At 59.8% G+C, this 15,783-nt stretch carries 13 protein-coding genes; 4 read left to right on the forward strand and 9 right to left on the reverse strand.

Features of this window, described 5'->3' with window-relative positions:
- Window positions 1–195: 195 nt before the first annotated feature.
- Window positions 196–1,731 (reverse strand): ABC transporter substrate-binding protein, encoded by a 1,536-nt coding sequence (locus PH547_RS05410; protein ID WP_104824085.1) that lies wholly within the window; start codon window positions 1,729–1,731, stop codon window positions 196–198.
- A 378-nt stretch (window positions 1,732–2,109) separates the two neighbouring features.
- Here PH547_RS05410 and PH547_RS05415 point away from each other — a divergent pair, with 378 nt between their 5' ends.
- Window positions 2,110–4,263, forward strand: coding sequence for a thiamine pyrophosphate-dependent enzyme (locus tag PH547_RS05415; protein ID WP_104824084.1), 2,154 nt, complete (start codon window positions 2,110–2,112; stop codon window positions 4,261–4,263).
- Between the two features lie 9 nt (window positions 4,264–4,272).
- The gene (locus tag PH547_RS05420) at window positions 4,273–5,832 is read left to right on the forward strand and encodes an indolepyruvate oxidoreductase subunit beta family protein (protein WP_104824083.1); all 1,560 of its coding nucleotides are present in this window, start codon (window positions 4,273–4,275) and stop codon (window positions 5,830–5,832) included.
- A 188-nt stretch (window positions 5,833–6,020) separates the two neighbouring features.
- Here the strand turns inward: PH547_RS05420 and PH547_RS05425 are convergent, their stop codons facing one another.
- The 3 genes from PH547_RS05425 to PH547_RS05435 all read right to left on the reverse strand — a co-directional run bounded on the left by PH547_RS05425 (window position 6,021) and on the right by PH547_RS05435 (window position 9,001).
- A complete protein-coding gene (locus PH547_RS05425) occupies window positions 6,021–6,527 on the reverse strand; it encodes a MarR family winged helix-turn-helix transcriptional regulator (protein ID WP_285167737.1) in 507 nt (168 codons plus the stop codon).
- A gap of 27 nt (window positions 6,528–6,554) precedes the next feature.
- Window positions 6,555–8,144 (reverse strand): phytoene desaturase family protein, encoded by a 1,590-nt coding sequence (locus tag PH547_RS05430; RefSeq protein WP_285167738.1) that lies wholly within the window; start codon window positions 8,142–8,144, stop codon window positions 6,555–6,557.
- A gap of 74 nt (window positions 8,145–8,218) precedes the next feature.
- Complete coding sequence (locus PH547_RS05435; protein WP_104824080.1) at window positions 8,219–9,001, reverse strand: cyclase family protein; 783 nt, start codon at window positions 8,999–9,001, stop codon at window positions 8,219–8,221.
- 401 nt (window positions 9,002–9,402) lie between these two features.
- Here PH547_RS05435 and PH547_RS05440 point away from each other — a divergent pair, with 401 nt between their 5' ends.
- Together PH547_RS05440 and PH547_RS05445 are read left to right on the forward strand one after the other, a co-directional pair.
- The gene (locus tag PH547_RS05440; protein WP_285167739.1) at window positions 9,403–10,971 is read left to right on the forward strand and encodes a phytoene desaturase family protein; all 1,569 of its coding nucleotides are present in this window, start codon (window positions 9,403–9,405) and stop codon (window positions 10,969–10,971) included.
- Between the two features lie 98 nt (window positions 10,972–11,069).
- Window positions 11,070–11,585 (forward strand): MarR family winged helix-turn-helix transcriptional regulator, encoded by a 516-nt coding sequence (locus tag PH547_RS05445; RefSeq protein ID WP_104824078.1) that lies wholly within the window; start codon window positions 11,070–11,072, stop codon window positions 11,583–11,585.
- Window positions 11,586–11,698: 113 nt separating this feature from the next.
- Here the strand turns inward: PH547_RS05445 and PH547_RS05450 are convergent, their stop codons facing one another.
- From PH547_RS05450 to PH547_RS05470, 5 genes are all read right to left on the reverse strand, one after another.
- Window positions 11,699–12,373, reverse strand: a complete 675-nt coding sequence (locus PH547_RS05450; protein ID WP_285167740.1) for an amino acid ABC transporter permease — start codon at window positions 12,371–12,373, stop codon at window positions 11,699–11,701.
- A gap of 94 nt (window positions 12,374–12,467) precedes the next feature.
- Window positions 12,468–13,265 (reverse strand): ABC transporter substrate-binding protein, encoded by a 798-nt coding sequence (locus tag PH547_RS05455; protein WP_285167741.1) that lies wholly within the window; start codon window positions 13,263–13,265, stop codon window positions 12,468–12,470.
- Window positions 13,266–13,344: 79 nt separating this feature from the next.
- Complete coding sequence (locus PH547_RS05460) at window positions 13,345–14,553, reverse strand: pyridoxal phosphate-dependent aminotransferase (RefSeq protein ID WP_285167742.1); 1,209 nt, start codon at window positions 14,551–14,553, stop codon at window positions 13,345–13,347.
- A gap of 210 nt (window positions 14,554–14,763) precedes the next feature.
- Window positions 14,764–15,240 (reverse strand): DoxX family protein, encoded by a 477-nt coding sequence (locus PH547_RS05465; protein ID WP_104824074.1) that lies wholly within the window; start codon window positions 15,238–15,240, stop codon window positions 14,764–14,766.
- A 63-nt stretch (window positions 15,241–15,303) separates the two neighbouring features.
- Entirely contained in the window at window positions 15,304–15,765 is a 462-nt protein-coding gene (locus PH547_RS05470; protein ID WP_285167743.1) for a tetratricopeptide repeat protein, read from the reverse strand.
- Window positions 15,766–15,783: the final 18 nt, after the last annotated feature.

The raw sequence follows: 15,783 nt of genomic DNA on the forward strand, positions 1-15,783 counted from the left end.
GATGAGAGCCCCAAGCCCCTCATCCGCCCTGTCGGGCACCTTCTCCCCGTTCTGACGGGGAGAAGGGGAAGGAGGCACCCGCAGCCTAGCCCTAACGACGTGTTCACGCGAGGGAACCGGGGGTCGTTCCCTCTCCCAGTCATAACGGGGAGAGGGCTAGGGTGAGGGGCAGCGCCGCAAAAGCGGAGCCAAACATCAAGCCTTTGATACCAGCGTCGGCTGCAAGGCGCCGGAAACATTCGGCGTCACCTTCAGGCTCGACTTGTAGACGATCGGCTGGACATATTGCAGCAGCGGGATCACATAGCCCTGTTCGGCGATGTATTTGATCGCGGCCTTCCAGCCGGCGATGCGTTTGGCCTCATCCTTTTCCACCCAGAGCGGCCCCAGCATGTCGTCGACATCCTTGGTCTTCCAGGCCGAGTGCGGCGAGGGACCGAACATGGCGAAACCGGTCGAGGTCGTGGGATCGCCGATGGCATTGCCCCAATTATAGAAGGCGGCCGGGCCGAGCTTGTGGGCGGCACGTAGCTCGTAGTGCTTGGCGATTTCGTAGACTTCGATGTCGGCTTCGATGCCGACCTTGCGCCACATGCCGACGATCGCCTGGATCATCTCGTAATCCTTCGGCTTGAAGCCACGGGTGGTCTTGATGCCAAATTTGACGGGCTTTTCCGGCGAATAGCCGCTGGCTGCCAAGAGTTTCTTGGCCTGCGCAGGGTCATAGGGGATTTTGATGGAAGGATCGTAGGCGTCATATTCCGGCGCTTCCAGCGTCGAGAGCGGCTTGCCGTAGCCGCGCAGTAGTCGTTTGATGATCGCTTCCTTGTCGATCGCCATGTTGGCGGCAAGGCGGACATTTTTGTCCAACATCGGATCGACATTGCTGATGAAGATCATGCCGATATCGGAGATCGGCGTGGCGACGCCGGCAAGGCCGGATTTCTTTTTCAGGCGATCGAAATCCTCATAGGGGATTTCGAGCGTCACGTCGGAGGAGCCGGACTCGATCTCGGCGACCCGGCTAGTCGTATCGGGCACGAATTTAAAGATGACGGTATCGAAGGCCGGCTTGCCGCCGAAATAGTTCGGGTTTGCCTTCAGCCGCAGGTAGGAATTGCCTTCATAGGCGTCGACCATGTAGGGGCCGGTGCCGACAGGCTTCTTTTCGAAGCCTTCCGCGCCAACTTTGCTGTAGTAGTCCTTGGGCAGGACATAGCCAGTCAGGAAGGCCATCCATTTGAAATAGGTCGGCTCGAAACGGACGACATCGCCGGTGATGCGATTGCCCTCCACCTTGTAATTGTTGGCCGTCGACCAGATGAACTGGATCGGATTGCCGGTTTCCTGTTTGGCGGCGCGCTCCAGCGACCAGACGATGTCGTCGGGCGTGAATTTAGAGCCGTCGTGCCAGGTGACGCCTTCGCGAACATCCATCCAGACCTTGGTCTTGTCGTCGTTCCAGCCCCAGGCGGTGAGCAAGCCCGGCTGGAATTTCAGATCCGGGCCCTGGCCGATATATTGGTCGAAGACCGAGCGATAGATCGCCTGGATTGTGGGGTTGACCGCCGATGGACCGGTGGTCGGGTCGAAAGAGGGCAAATTGACGTTGAAGGCAATGGTCAGCGTGCCGGCTTCGGCGGCTTCCACGCTCGTCCTGCCCGCGAGAATTCCAGCAATAAAAGCGGCCGCGCCGAGGCTCAATGCCTCGCGCCGAGTAAGCGTTGTCATGGTCACTCCGTTCCCCTGTTAAGCGGCAGAAAAGCGTGACGCCCGCCTGCCGCTGGCGATTTATTTTCGGAATGTTTTAATCTTAAAATAAGCCTCCCGAACCGGCAAGCGCTTTCTCTGGGCATTCCGCAGATTCCGGCTTAGCTTTTTGAGCGATGATTTAGGCGGTGAAGCTCATAATTTATGCATACACATATATGTACGTTCGTCATTTATGACTTAAAATAGTATTTTTCCGAACCTCAACCCTATGTATGGCTCTGGCAATTAGGCGGGTTTTGGGGTTTCCCATTTGTTCATTGACAGCCAGACGGCGTTCAAAATATGATTTTGCAAATGATTTAAGAGCAAGCCCGATAGGGCAAAGGGGTAGCTTCGATGGCCGAACGGTCGTTTGTGCGCGAAGTCGAGGATCTGAAGCTCGGAGAAGGCGATATTTTCCGCGGCGAAGGCATTCTCGCGATCACCAAGGCGCTGTTGCAATCCGGTGTTTCCTATGTTGGTGGCTACCAGGGATCACCGATTTCCCATCTCATGGATGTGCTGGCGGATGCCAAGGACGTGATGGAGGACCTGGGTGTCCATTTCGAGACGTCCGCTTCGGAAGCTGCTGCCGCCGCTATGCTGTCGGCTTCGGTCATGTATCCGGTGCGCGGCGCCGTTACCTGGAAATCGACGGCGGGCACCAACGTAGCCTCCGATGCGCTCTCCAACCTCTCATCCGGCGGTGTCACCGGCGGCGCGCTGATCATCATCGGCGAAGACTATGGCGAAGGCTCCTCGATCATGCAGGAGCGCAGCCATGCCTACGCCATGAAGTCGCAGATGTGGCTGCTCAATCCACGCCCGAACCTGCCGTCGATCGTACAGGCGGTCGAAGAGGGCTTCGAATTGTCGGAAGCCTCCAACACGCCGGTCATGCTGCAGGTCGGCATCCGTAGCTGCCATGTTCACGGCCAGTTTGAAGCCAAGGACAACAAGCGGCCGAACTATACGCTCAAGCAGGCGCTGGAAAATCCCGTGCGTGATGTCAACCGCATCGTGCTGCCACCGGCTTCCTTCCTGCATGAGAAGGAGAAGCTGGAGAAGCGCTGGCCGGCGGCTGTCGACTTCATCAAGAAGCGCCAGCTCAACGAGTATTTCGGCCCGTCCGAAGGCGAAGTCGGCATCATCCTGCTTGGCGGCATGTATAATGGTGTCATGCGCGCGCTGCAGCAGCTCGGCCTCGCTGATGTCTACGGCAACTCCTCGGTGCCGCTTTATGTCCTCAATGTCGCCTATCCGCTGGTTGACGATCAGATGGCCGAATTCTGCGCGAACAAGAAGGCCGTGTTGATGGTCGAGGAGGGCGCGCCGGAATATATCGAGCAATCGCTCAACACCATCCTGCGCCGTCGCGACATTCAGACCAAGGTCTCTGGAAAGGATGTGTTGCCGATGGGCGGTGAATATACCCCGCCTGTGCTGGTGAAAGGCATCAAGAATTTCCTGGAAACGCATCAGCGCATCTTGCTCGGCAACCAGCCGCCATTGCCGGACCCGACGCCTGTTCTCAACGACCCGAAGGTCAAGGCGCTAACCGAAGTCGTGCCGCCGCGCCCGCCGGGTTTCTGCATCGGCTGTCCCGAGCGGCCGATTTTCGCGGCGATGAAGCTGGTCGAGAACGAACTCGGCCAACATCACATCTCCGGCGATATCGGTTGCCACCTGTTCTCGATCCTGCCGCCGTTCAATATCGGCAGCACCACAATGGGTTACGGCCTCGGCCCGGCGGCCGCCTCCGCCTTCAATGTCGCCGCCGATAAGCGCGCCATTTCCGTGATGGGCGACGGCGGTTTCTGGCATAACGGCCTGGCGACGTCGGTCGGCAATGCCGTTTTCAACAAACAGGATGGCGTCATCCTCGTCGTTGACAACTATTATTCGGCGGCGACCGGTGGCCAGGACATTCCATCTTCGCGCGCGCTGAACCCGCGCCGCAAGACCAACAATTCGATCGTCAACGCCGTCAAGGGCATCGGCGCCACCTGGGTCCGCCAAATCGACCGGACCTATGACGTCGGCAAGATGCGCGACACGTTGCGCGAGGCGCTGACGTCGAAGGAGCCAGGACCGAAGATCATCGTCGCCTCGTCGGAATGCATGCTGAATAAGCAGCGGCGCGTAAAGCCGCAATTCGCCAAGGCGGTGAAGGACGGCAAGCGTATGGTCAAGGAGCGCTTTGGCGTCGATGAGGATGTGTGCACGGGCGATCACGCTTGCATCCGTCTTTCCGGCTGTCCGTCACTGTCGGTCAAGCATACCGACGATCCACTGAAGGACGATCCGGTGGCGGCAGTCGACAATAATTGCGTCGGCTGTGGCAATTGCGGCGAAGTGGCGGAGGCGGCGGTGCTCTGTCCCTCCTTCTACCGCGCCGATATCATCCATAATCCAACCGGCTGGGATCGCTTCCTCGCCCGCATGCGTGCCGCCGTCATCGGCTGGCTGCAGGCCCGCCGCCAGGCCGGCCGCATCGTCTTTGCGGATTGAGGGATCGATATGAACGAGCATGTCAGCATGACCGACATAGGCACCCAACGTCTGTCGACCGACAAGCCGCTGTCGCTGGCCGTCCTTGCCATGGGCGGGCAGGGCGGCGGGGTCTTGGCCGACTGGATCGTCGGGCTTGCCGAAGCCGAAGGCTGGATGGCGCAGACCACCTCCGTTCCCGGCGTGGCGCAGCGCACGGGCGCGACGATCTACTATATCGAGATGTTGCCGGCCCGCGATGGTCACGCGCCGATCTTTTCGCTGATGCCGACGCCGGGCGATGTCGATGTCGTTATGGCTGCCGAGCTGATGGAAGCCGGCCGGTCCGTGCTGCGGGGTCTCGTCACGCCCGACAAGACCGTGCTGATCGCCTCGACGCATCGTTCCTTCGCCGTCGGCGAAAAGGAAAAGCCGGGCGATGGCATCGGCAATCCGGAAGTGGTAGTCGACGCCACGGATTTTGCTGCCAAGCGCACTATCGCCTTCGATATGGAGACGCTGGCGGTTAAGAACGGCAGCGTGATTTCCGCCTCGATGTTCGGTGCACTCGCAGCTTCCGGAGCATTGCCTTTCGCCAAGCAGGCTTTCGAGGCGATGATCCGCGCCGGGGGCAAAGGTATCGAACCCAGCCTGAAGGCCTTCAACGCCGCTTTCGATCGCGCCAAGGACAAGCCGCGCGATGCTGTTTCCGCGACGCCAACAAAGCATTTCGATGCCTTGCCGGAAACGGCCGGTCACCCGGCGCTCGACGGTCTGGTGCATCGCATCCGTTCCGAGTTTCCGGAGGAAGCCTGGCCGCTGTTGTTTGCCGGCATCAAGAAACTCACAGACTATCAGGACCCGGCCTATGCCGATGAATATCTGACCCGGGTCGCAGCGCTCTACGCGTTCGATCGTAAAGCCGGCGGTGAGGCGAAGGGTTTCGCTTTCACGGTGCAGGCGGCGAAATACACCGCGGTCGCCATGGCCTATGACGATGTCATCCGCGTCGCCGATTTGAAGGTGCGCGCTTCGCGCTTCGATCGCGTGCGCAAGGAAGTGGGCGCCAAGGACGACCAGATCGTCTATATGACCGAATATATGCATCCGCGCATGGAAGAGGTCTGCGGCACCCTGCCGAAACGTCTCGGCCTCTGGATCGAGAGCCGGCCCAAGCTTTTCGGTCGTCTCGATCGCATCGTCAACAAGGGCCGCCGTGTGCAGACGGGCACGCTGTTTTGGTTCCTCGGACTTTATGTCGTTTCAGCGCTGCGCCGCACGCGTCGAGGTACGCTTCGGCATGCGCGCGAAGTCGAGCATCGGGAGGCCTGGCTTTCCGTTGCCACCAATCTCCTCGGCACCAACTATGATCTCGCGGTCGAAGTGCTGAACAATCGCCGTCTGGTAAAGGGCTATTCGGACACGCATGCGCGCGGTCTGTCGAAATTCGATCGCGTGATGTCGGCGCTATCGATGCTGCGCGATCGTGACGACGGAGCTGCGTGGATGCGTCGGCTGAGACAGGCGGCGCTGATGGACGAGAAGGGGATTGCGTTGGACGGTGCGCTGAAGACGGTGGCGACGCTGTGATAGGTGTGTTTCAGCCACCCGCCCTCGTGTCGAGGCTCCGAGCCTTCGGTCCTCCGCACCTCACCATGAGGGCTAGCCTTCGCGCCAATTGCGAATTTCGCTCCGCCTCATCCTGAGGTGCATCTTAACGTGTAGCGGAAAGATGCCTCGAAGGACGGGGCGGCCACAGGCGTCACCCCTGCCTTGCCTCAAATCTCATGCTTGCGGATATTGTGCAGTACCTTGTGCAGCGTCGAGATGAACGCCCGGTATTCCGTTTCCTCCACGCCATCGAACATCTGCAGAAACAGATCGTACATGGTCGGCCAGACCTTTTCGAAGGCGGCGCGGCCTTCTTCGGTGATGGAGACGTCACGGATGCGCATGTCCTCGGTGCGGGGCTGGCGGCGAATGAAGCCCTGTTGCTCCAGGGAGTCCAGCGTGCGGCTCATTGTCGATTGTTCGGTAACGGCAAAGACGGAGAGTTCGTTGATGGTGACCGAGGAAGAGACGCTGAGAACGGCGAGCGCCCGCATTTTTGCGGTCGTCATGTCGTATTCGCGCAGCTCTTCCGACATGTTGATGTTCCAGCGGGCCATCAGCCGGTTCATCAGATAGGGAGCGAAATGATTGAGCCCTATTTCGCCCATGGTCGGACGCTTCTCGGTATTCTCTTGGCTACGCCGCAAAACGGTGCCTGAAAACCGCTCCTCCATTAGACGATATCTCCCTGTGGAATCCTGTTACTTTAATGATGACGCGAGCAGGAAACCCGAGCCGCCGCCAAGACCCGGGCCGGGATGCGTCGAAGCACCAATGTGGTATAGACCTGCTACGTGGGTGCGGTGGTTAACAGACGACTTGAAGGGACGCCAGAGGAAAAACTGGTCGATGCCGCAGTAGCCGCCATAGGGGTCGCCGCCAACGAGATTCATGTTCATGGCTTCGAGATCGGCGGGTGAATAGGAGCGCCGGGCGAGCTTTATGCCGGAGAAATTCTCGATATGGCTTTCGAGCAGCGACTCGATGCGATCGGCATAGCGCTCGCGCACCTTTTCCGTCCAGTGGCCGCCCGCCGGTATCTCGATCTCGCCCGCCGCATCGCCCTTGATATGCCGCGGCGCTTCGGGAAGCTGCAACCAGAGGATCGATTTACCCTCAGGCGCACGGCTGGGGTCGAAGGAGGTAGGCTGGCCGATGCAGACGGTCGGTTCAGCCGGCAGCAGCCCGCGTTCGCATTCGTTGGCGGCGCGCGAAACGCCGTCGAGACCGGGCGTTAAATGAAGAAGCGCGACCTTGCCAAGCTCGGCATCAGCCTTCCAGCGTGGCGGTTCGGATAGGGCGTAGTGTATCTGCATATTGCCTTTGCCGTAACGATAGCGGGCAACGCTGGTTTTGACGTCCGGAGGGAGGGGCGACGGCCAGTCCTTTATCAGCCGCTCGTAGAGCTGGTTTGGTGTCACGGAGCAGATGACGCCGGCATTGGCGTTCAGGGTTTCGCCACCGGCAAGTTTGACGCCGCCGGCGCGCCCACCCGGGCCGGGGGTGACACTTTCGACATCGGCACCCGTACGGATCTCCCCGCCATTGTCCTTGATCAGCCGTTCGAAGGCTGTCAGCAGCGCGCCCGCGCCGCCTTTGACGACGGGAGCGCCCGCCAGCTCTATGGCAAAGCCGATGACCTTCAGCATCTCGGCCGAATAGGCGCTTTCCGGCCCGAGGCCGCAATGCAGCACCCAGGGCGCCCAGAGCGCATGAATATCTTCCGAGCGATAGGTGGTTTCCAGATAGCTGCGGGCCGGCATCAGGGCGTTGCCGAACCAGGCGGCGAGTTTGCGCAAACCGCGGCCCCAGCCTTGTTTTACGACAGTCCTTAACGTGGAGCCTGACCAAAGTGCTCCACCGAGCAGCGCAAACAGGAAGGGAGCGTCGGCGGCAAGCGCATCCATCTCGCGCAAGAAAGTCTGGCCATCGCCGAGCGACAGCTCGTCGAAGGTGGCGATGTTGCGGCGTCGGTCCTTCGAGAAGATGACGTGCGAACCATCCGGCCTCAGCACGCCGGTGGGCAGATCGGCGTGGGCGAATTCGAGGCCGCGGGCCTCCAGATCCTTTCCGATGGCGCCATAGGCCGGCGACGTCAGGAACAGCACCATCGTCGTTGCCATGACATCATGGATGAAGCCCGGTTCGGTGATTTCCTCGCTACGCAGGCAACCGCCGATGCGATCGTTGCGCTCGAAGACGAGCACCTTGCGTCCCTTCTTGCCGAGTATGGCGGCCGCGACCAGCGCGTTGATGCCGCTGCCGACGATAATGTAGTCATGGTCGCTCATGCCGCCGCCCCAGGCAAAGAGGAGTTTCGAAGAAGAGGGTCAAAGCATCCCCACGCTTCGACCCTCCCAGTCCATCAGGCTATCAAGGCCAGCGCGCGCACCGGAGAGCCCGTGCCCTTGACGAATTTCAGCGGTGCGGCGATCAGCACGGCGCCCTTGGGCGGAAGCTGATCGAGGTTGGAGAGGCTGGCGAGGCCGTAGCGATTGTTCTTGTGCATCAGGTTATGGGCCGGGAAAGGCGGGTTCATGCCGCCCGCGGAGCCGGCGTCGGTGCCTATCGTTTCCGAACCCCAGCCGATGATGCCCTTCGTCAGTAGATATTCGATCGCCTCGGCGGTCGGGCCCGGCGAATGCGGGCCGTTTTCATCGGCATTGAGAAAGGCTTCGGTTGAGCCGTTGCGCTTGTACCAATCGGTGCGCAGGACCACCCAGGTGCCGGCTTCGATAGCGCCATGCTCGGCTTCCCATTCCTTGATGCTGTCGACCGTCAGCAGATAGTCCGGATTGGCCGCGGCTTCCTTCGAACGGTCGATGACGTTGACTGGAGCGACGAAGTTCTGCGGCGGGATGGTGTCGGTCGTATTGTTCGGATTGTCCTTGCCGGTGATCCAGTGGCAGGGCGCGTCGAAATGCGTGCCGGTGTGTTCGCCGAGTTCCAGCCAGTTCCAGGCCCAGAACGGACCGTCCTGATTATATTCGGAAATCTTGTGTACTTTGACCGACGGCGTGTTCTTGCCGAACTGCGGCGGCAGGTAAAGCACCGGCGTTTCGGGGCCGAGCGGCGCGGTCAGATCGACGACCTTGATAGAGCCCGAAACAAGGGCCGTGGCTAAGCTGGCAAGAGTATTGGTGGTCATGTTGGGTTCCCCTTGGTTTGGTATGGTCTTGTTCCGAAAACCCTGCTGGAGCCTTCGGTTCAGGACCAAGCTCGAAAGCCGTTGCCGCCGAGAGCGCGACCGCGTTCCTCACATCGCAAAGGCCGTCCAGCGGCGGCTGGATGATGGCGAGCCTATGTTACAATATATGATATTGCAAGCATTCCGCCGGTGGCTCAGGGACCAAAAACGGCATAGGTGAGCCGTCATCTGCAACGCACGCAATCGCCGGAAAATAAAGGCTATTTATGCGCTATTTTCCTGCGGAAACGACATTTGGTTGTGGTCGTTCACGGCAATTTTCCGTCGCCGGTACTTGAAGCTTAAAGCTCAAAATGTATGCATATGCCAATAATAATCACGACATAAGAGGGATCAAATCAATGAGCTATGATGCGATCATTGTGGGTGCCGGTCATAATGGCTTGGCGGCGGCGGTGCATCTGGCGGCGAAAGGCTGGAAGGTCGCCGTCATCGAGGGCAATGCCGAGCCGGGCGGTGCCGTGAAAACCCGCGAGGTGACGCTGCCGGGCTTTCGGCATGACCTCTGCGCCATGAATCTCTCGATGTTCGCCGGCTCCGCCTTTTTCGCGCAGTACAAGAACGAGTTGATCGCCGAGGGTCTCGGCTTTGTGCCGGCGGCCGATTGTTTTGCCAGCGTCTTCCGCGACGGCACCTATCTCGGTGTCAGCACCGATCTGGAAAAGACCACGGGTGCGATCGCCGATATTTCGCCGCAGGATGCTGCTGCCTGGCGGGCCATGCTGTCGGAATTCGGTTCGGATGCGCCCCATATTTTCGGCCTGCTAGGCGCACCGATGCCGTCGGCGGCTGCGGCAGGAGTCGTCTGGAAGGCGTGGCGGGCAAAGGGGGCCGGCTGGCTCTATGAGACCGCGCGGATGCTGTTTGCCTCGCCGCGCGATTTTCTCGATGCGCGATTCCAGAATGCCGAGCTCAAGACGATGATGGCCGCCTGGGGGCTGCATCTCGATTTCGCTCCCGATGTCGCCGGCGGTGCACTTTTTCCCTATCTTGAATCGATGGCCAACCAGGCATTCGGCATGGTGATCGGCAAAGGGGGTGCAGATACGATTGTCAAGGCGATGGTCGGCGTGCTCAAGGCCAAAGGTGGCGAGCTGATGTTAGGCACGCGCGTCGACAAGATCGTCACCAGCGGCGGCAAGGCGACTGGTGTCGTGCTTGCCGATGGGCGCCGTTATGAAGCCAAGCGCGCTGTCATCGCCAATGTCCATCCGCAGATCCTGTTCGGAAAGCTTCTCGATCAGGATGCTTCGCGCCAGGAGTTCGATCGCAGGCTTGCCCGCTTCCGCGCCGGACCCGGTACGATGATGATCCATCTGGCGCTGTCCGGCCTGCCGGATTGGACGGCGGGCAAGGAGCTCAAGACATTCGCCTATGTCCACATTGCGCCGGATCTGGAGATGATGTCGCGTGTCTATGCCGAGGCAATGGGCGGGCTTTTGCCGGTCGAGCCGGCATTGGTGGTGGGCCAGCCCACGGCGATCGATCCGTCGCGTGCGCCGGATGGACAGCATGTGCTCTGGGTACAGGTGCGTGTTCTGCCGGCGGAGTTCAGTCGCGATGCGGCTGGTGAGATCAATGGAGGAAATTGGGACGAGGTGAAGGACGCCTATGCCGAGCGTGTGCTCGACATCATCGAGCGCTATGCGCCGGGTTTGCGGACGAAAATATTGGGCCGGTCGGTGTTTTCGCCCCTCGATCTCGAACGTGAAAATCCCAATCTGATCGGCGGCGATAATCTTTCCGGCAGCCACCACCTCGACCAGAATTTCCTGTTTCGCCCGGTCGCCGGCTATTCGCGCTATAAGACGCCTGTCGGTTCCCTCTATATGTGCGGCGCGTCTACCTGGCCGGGCGCGGGTACGGGCGCCGGCTCCGGCTTCATGCTGGGGAAAATGCTGGCGAAATGACTGTCTTCGAGCTTGACGCGTAAACCTTTGACATTTGAAATATTGCTCCGTAGACCGTTCGTATATGAAATTGCAACGTGGTGATTTGAGCTGACATCATGGCTGAGTCCGAAAGTGAAACCGTCGATCTGGAAATCATCGTCCAGGGGACGCAAGAGGGCAAAAAGCAGGAGCTGCGGCTCTGGCTGCGCATGCTGTCGACCACAAAGCTGATATCGCAGGAAATCCGCCGCCGCCTTCGCAACGAGTTCGGCGCGACCTTGCCGCAATTCGACCTGATGGCCCAGCTCTATCGTGAGCGCGAGGGCCTGCGGCTTGGCGAACTTTCCAAGCGTACGATGGTCACCAACGGCAATGTGACGGGATTGGTCGAGCGGCTGGAAACGGATGGCCTGGTGCTGCGTGCGACGCCCGACGGTGACCGACGCGTGACGGTCGCCAGGCTGACGAAGAAGGGCGAGGAGCTGTTCACCGCCATGGCCGCCGCCCATGAGGGCTGGTTGCGAGACATGATGGCCGATGTCGATCCCGCCATAATCGCCGAAGTCTGGAAGGATATTGGCGGGGTGAAGGCGTCCGTCAACAATCACCTTTCCGGTGCTGCCTTCGATTGACGGCTGTTACGGCCTACCGGTTCAGCTTTTCACGGAATTGCAGAACCGCTCTATCTCTTTGTTCTTTCGCAATTCCGGACGGAAAACCGCTACGCACTTTTCCTGGAATTGCTCTACCGCACCTTCTCGCTCTTGAATCTCTTTTCGAGCACGCTCACAAGCCGCACCATCGGCCAGAGCAGGATGATATAGATCAGCGCGGCCATGATCAGCGGCGAGGGGTTGGCATAGAAGCCCTGCGCATTCTGTCCCTCCTTCAAGAGTTCCGGCAAAGCCACGGTCGAAGCGAGCGACGTATCCTTGAACATCGAGACGCAGTTGCTGGTGGTCGGCGGAATGACGATGCGGATCGCCTGCGGCAGCACGACCTTATAGAGCGTTACCAGGAAGGGAATGCCGAGAGCGGCGGCCGCTTCAAACTGGCCGCGCGGCACGCTTTCGATGCCGGAACGGAAGACTTCTGCGGAATAGGCGGCCAGCACGATCGAGAAGCCTAGGATCGCAGACCACCAGGCCGAGAAGCTGATGCCGACAAAGGGCAGGGCGTAGTAGATCAGGATCAGCACCACCAGCATCGGCATGGCGCGCATGATGTCGATATACGCGACCGTCAGCAGCCGGAAGGGCTTCGGCGCATAGAGGCGGATCAGGCTGACGACGAGCCCGCCGGAAACGCCGATGAGGATGCTGACCACGCCGAGCGCCAGCGTCATCCAGAGACCGCGCAGCAATTGGGGGAAGGCCGAAATCATGACGTCGGAATTGAAGAAAGTATCGACGAGCGACATTGGCACTCCCATCAGGCGAACAGAATGAAGGTCTAGCACAATTACGCCGGCCGAGAGGGCCGGCGTAGAGATTTCAACGAAAATGATCTTTTGATCACGCCTTGGGGATAGGCATTTCGGTGACGGTGGAGGAGCCGGCGGGCGCCTTGCTGCCAAACCACTTTTCGTGGATCTTTTCGAGCGTACCGTCCTTCTTCATCGCAGTGATGGCGTCGTTGATCTTGGCGACGAGCGGCGAATCCTTGGTCATCATCAGGCCGTATTGTTCGCCGGTCTTGATGCGATCCTTGATGGCAAAGCCCTTGGTCTTGACGAAGAGATATTGCATGCCGGGAATGTCGCTGACGACGGCATCGATGCGGCCGGCGCCGAGATCGAGGAACATATCTTGCTGGGCGTTGTAACCCTTGACGTCGGCGAAGCCGTTGGCGGCCTTGTTGTCGTTCACCCACTTCTCGCCGGTCGAGCCGGAAAGGACGCCGATGGTCTTGCCCTTGAGATCGGCGAGCCCTTTGATCGCGCTACCGTCCTTGGTGGCGATACCCATGTCGGAATCGTAATAGGGCTGGGTGAAGGACTGGGACTTCAGGCGTTCCGGCGTGATGGTGATCGAAGAGATCGCCACATCGATGCGCTTGGAGCTGGTCGCGGCGAACAGGGCCTGGAAGCCGTAGTCGGCAATATTGGTGGTCATGCCGGCGCGCTTGGCGGCTTCGTTGACGATATCGACCTCGAAGCCCTCGAAGGTCCCGCTGTCAGTCTTGTATTCGAATGGCGGGTTGTTCGGATAGGAGCCGACATTCAGCACGTCGGCGGCATAGGCGAAGTGGCTGCCGCCGGCCATGCCGACAACGGTCGCCAGGACCAGTAGATTACGACGGGTAAAATTCATTTGATTGTCTCCCTCTGGTTATGACCGCCGGCGCCATCTGCCCGCGGGTATTGCCGGTCCGCCGCTATGGGCGGGGCCGTCATTTCATGGCGTCGACCATGCGATCGAGTGCGACACGCATCTGTTCGGTGTCACGGAATGTGCACATGCGCAGGAATGCGCGCGAGGATTCCCCGAAGTGATAGCCGGGCGCGAGGCCAACGCGCGCTGTTTCGAGAATGCGCTCGCAGACTGCCGTCGCATCGGCTTCGCCTTCAAGCGCGAAGAAAGCATACATGCCGCCGCGCGGCTTTTCCGGCAGGATGATGCCAGGTATCTGCGGCAGCTTTTCATAGGCGAGATCGAGGCCGGCTTTGATCCTGGCGCGGATTTCGGCGATCAGCGGCTCGCCTTCGCGTATCGCCGCGACGCCGCCCGCCTGGATCATCGCCGATGTGCCGCTGTTGACATACTGCGTCATGGCGCCGAGCTGATCGGCGATATCCGACGGGTGCGTGAGCCAGCCGATGCGCCAGCCAGTCATCGCCCATGCCTTGGAGAAACTGTTGACGGCAATCACCCGGTCGCCATCTTCGGCCACCTGAAGGATCGACGGTGCGATCTCTCCGTGGAAATAGAGGCGGGCATAGACTTCATCGGAGATGATCCAGATGCCGGTACGGCGGCTAAAATCGAGCAGCGCCTGCATCTCCTCGCGTGTTGCCGTCCATCCGGTTGGATTGGCAGGCGTCGACAGAAAGATGGCGCGGGTGCGGGCATCGCAGCGCGCGAAGAGCTTGTCGATGTCGAGCCGCCAATCTGTGTCGAAATCGAGCGACACCGGGCGTGGCTCACCGCCGATTAGATGGATGGCATTGTGGATATTCGGCCATTGCGGCGCGACATAGACGACATTGGTGCCGACATCGACCAGCAGCTCCAGGGCCATGTAGAGCGCCTGCATGCCGCCGGGCGCGACGGTGGTGCGCTCGATCGGGATGGGGCGGCCATGCCATTGGGTCTGATAGTCGCAGAAGGCTTCGTTCAGGGCCGGAAGGCCGCGCATGTTCGGCACGTAGAAGGTCTGGCCCTCGTCCAGCGCCTTCTTGGCTGCGTCGCGGATGAAGGCTGGTGTCACCATGTCGCTTTCGCCGAACCATAGCGGAATAACACCGCCGAGCTCGCGAGCGCGCTTGGCAAGCACGGCGATATTGTCGGTTCGCAGATCACGGATCTGGGCGCGAATGCCTTCGAAGGCGCTTCGGTTGCGTGCGGTTTCGGACAAGCTGTGCGATGGCGGAGGAGACAAAGAACTTTTCCTGAAATCCTGATGTCAACGGGTCGTTCCGTCGCGAATGACGGCGCTCGGATTTGCCCTTCATCGTGGGATGGTTATCCAAAACGAGACGTATTTCAAGGAAAAAGTTTTAAGCTTAAAAAATCTGTCAGAATGTCGAAAACAGCTCGTGACAGGCTGTTTTCGACAAGGATTTCACGTCGATGGATATTTCTGAGGCATTCAAAGAATGCCTCTCTCGACCGCGCGGCGCAGCGGTTTGCGGGACTTGTCATCCGAAGCCATGATGCGGCGCTCGAGGAAGCGATCCGCGGAGAGTGTGCCGGCACCCGTCGTGACCAGAACGAACATGCCGCCGGCGATGGCTAGGTCCTTTTCGAAATGCAGGATTTCGTTGTGGTTGGCGAAATCCGTATGGAACATCAGCGCTGTCGACAGGCAGAACAGCCCGAGCGACAAGGCGCCGAGGCGAGTCAGCAAGCCGAGCGCGATCGAAAGGCCCGCGCCAAGCTGCAACGCGATTACGGCAACCACCAGCAGCTCGAAAACACCAAGCTTCGCCATGGCGATGACAGCGGCGTCGAAATTGAGCGCCAACGCCATGCCCTCATGTAGGAATATCCAGGCCATCAACAGCCGTCCGGCCAGCAGCGTCATGTCCATTGGATGTATGACATTTGCATTTTCCAAATGGTCCATCTCATCACCTCCAAATAGGCCTGCGAGGCATCGTTCGGCTTCGCAGGCACTGTTTTCTCGGGGTTAGTTGACAGTCTTGGTGTCGATCGCCTTTTGCAGGTCCTCGAGCTCTTCGCAGCCGCTTGGGCAAAGCTGCTTCAGCGTCGCCAGTTGTTCTTTTGCTTTGTCCATATTGCCGGTCTCGACATAGAGTTCGCCGAGATATTCGCGGGCGCCCTTGTGATTGGGCTGCAGTTCCAGCGCCTTAGTGTAGTAGGTCAGCGACGTCTGGAAATCGCCGGTCTTTCTGAGCGTGAAGCCCAGAAGATTGTAGACGTCCGCCTGCTGATGATCCTCGGCCAAGCCGCGGAGTTCGGCCAATGCGCCGGTATAGTCCTTCGCGTCGATCTTGGCGCGAACGGAGGTCAGGTCAGGTGCATCCGTGGTTTCCATGTTGTCGACGGCGAAAGCCGGAAGCGCGATGGCCGCGGGAAGGATGGTGGCGGCGCAAAGGCTGGCAGCGCCAAAAATTGTGTATTTGAACATGATAGATCTCCTTGAGTG

Origin of the sequence: Rhizobium cerradonense (genome assembly GCF_030182455.1) — a bacterium.
GTDB lineage: Bacteria > Pseudomonadota > Alphaproteobacteria > Rhizobiales > Rhizobiaceae > Rhizobium.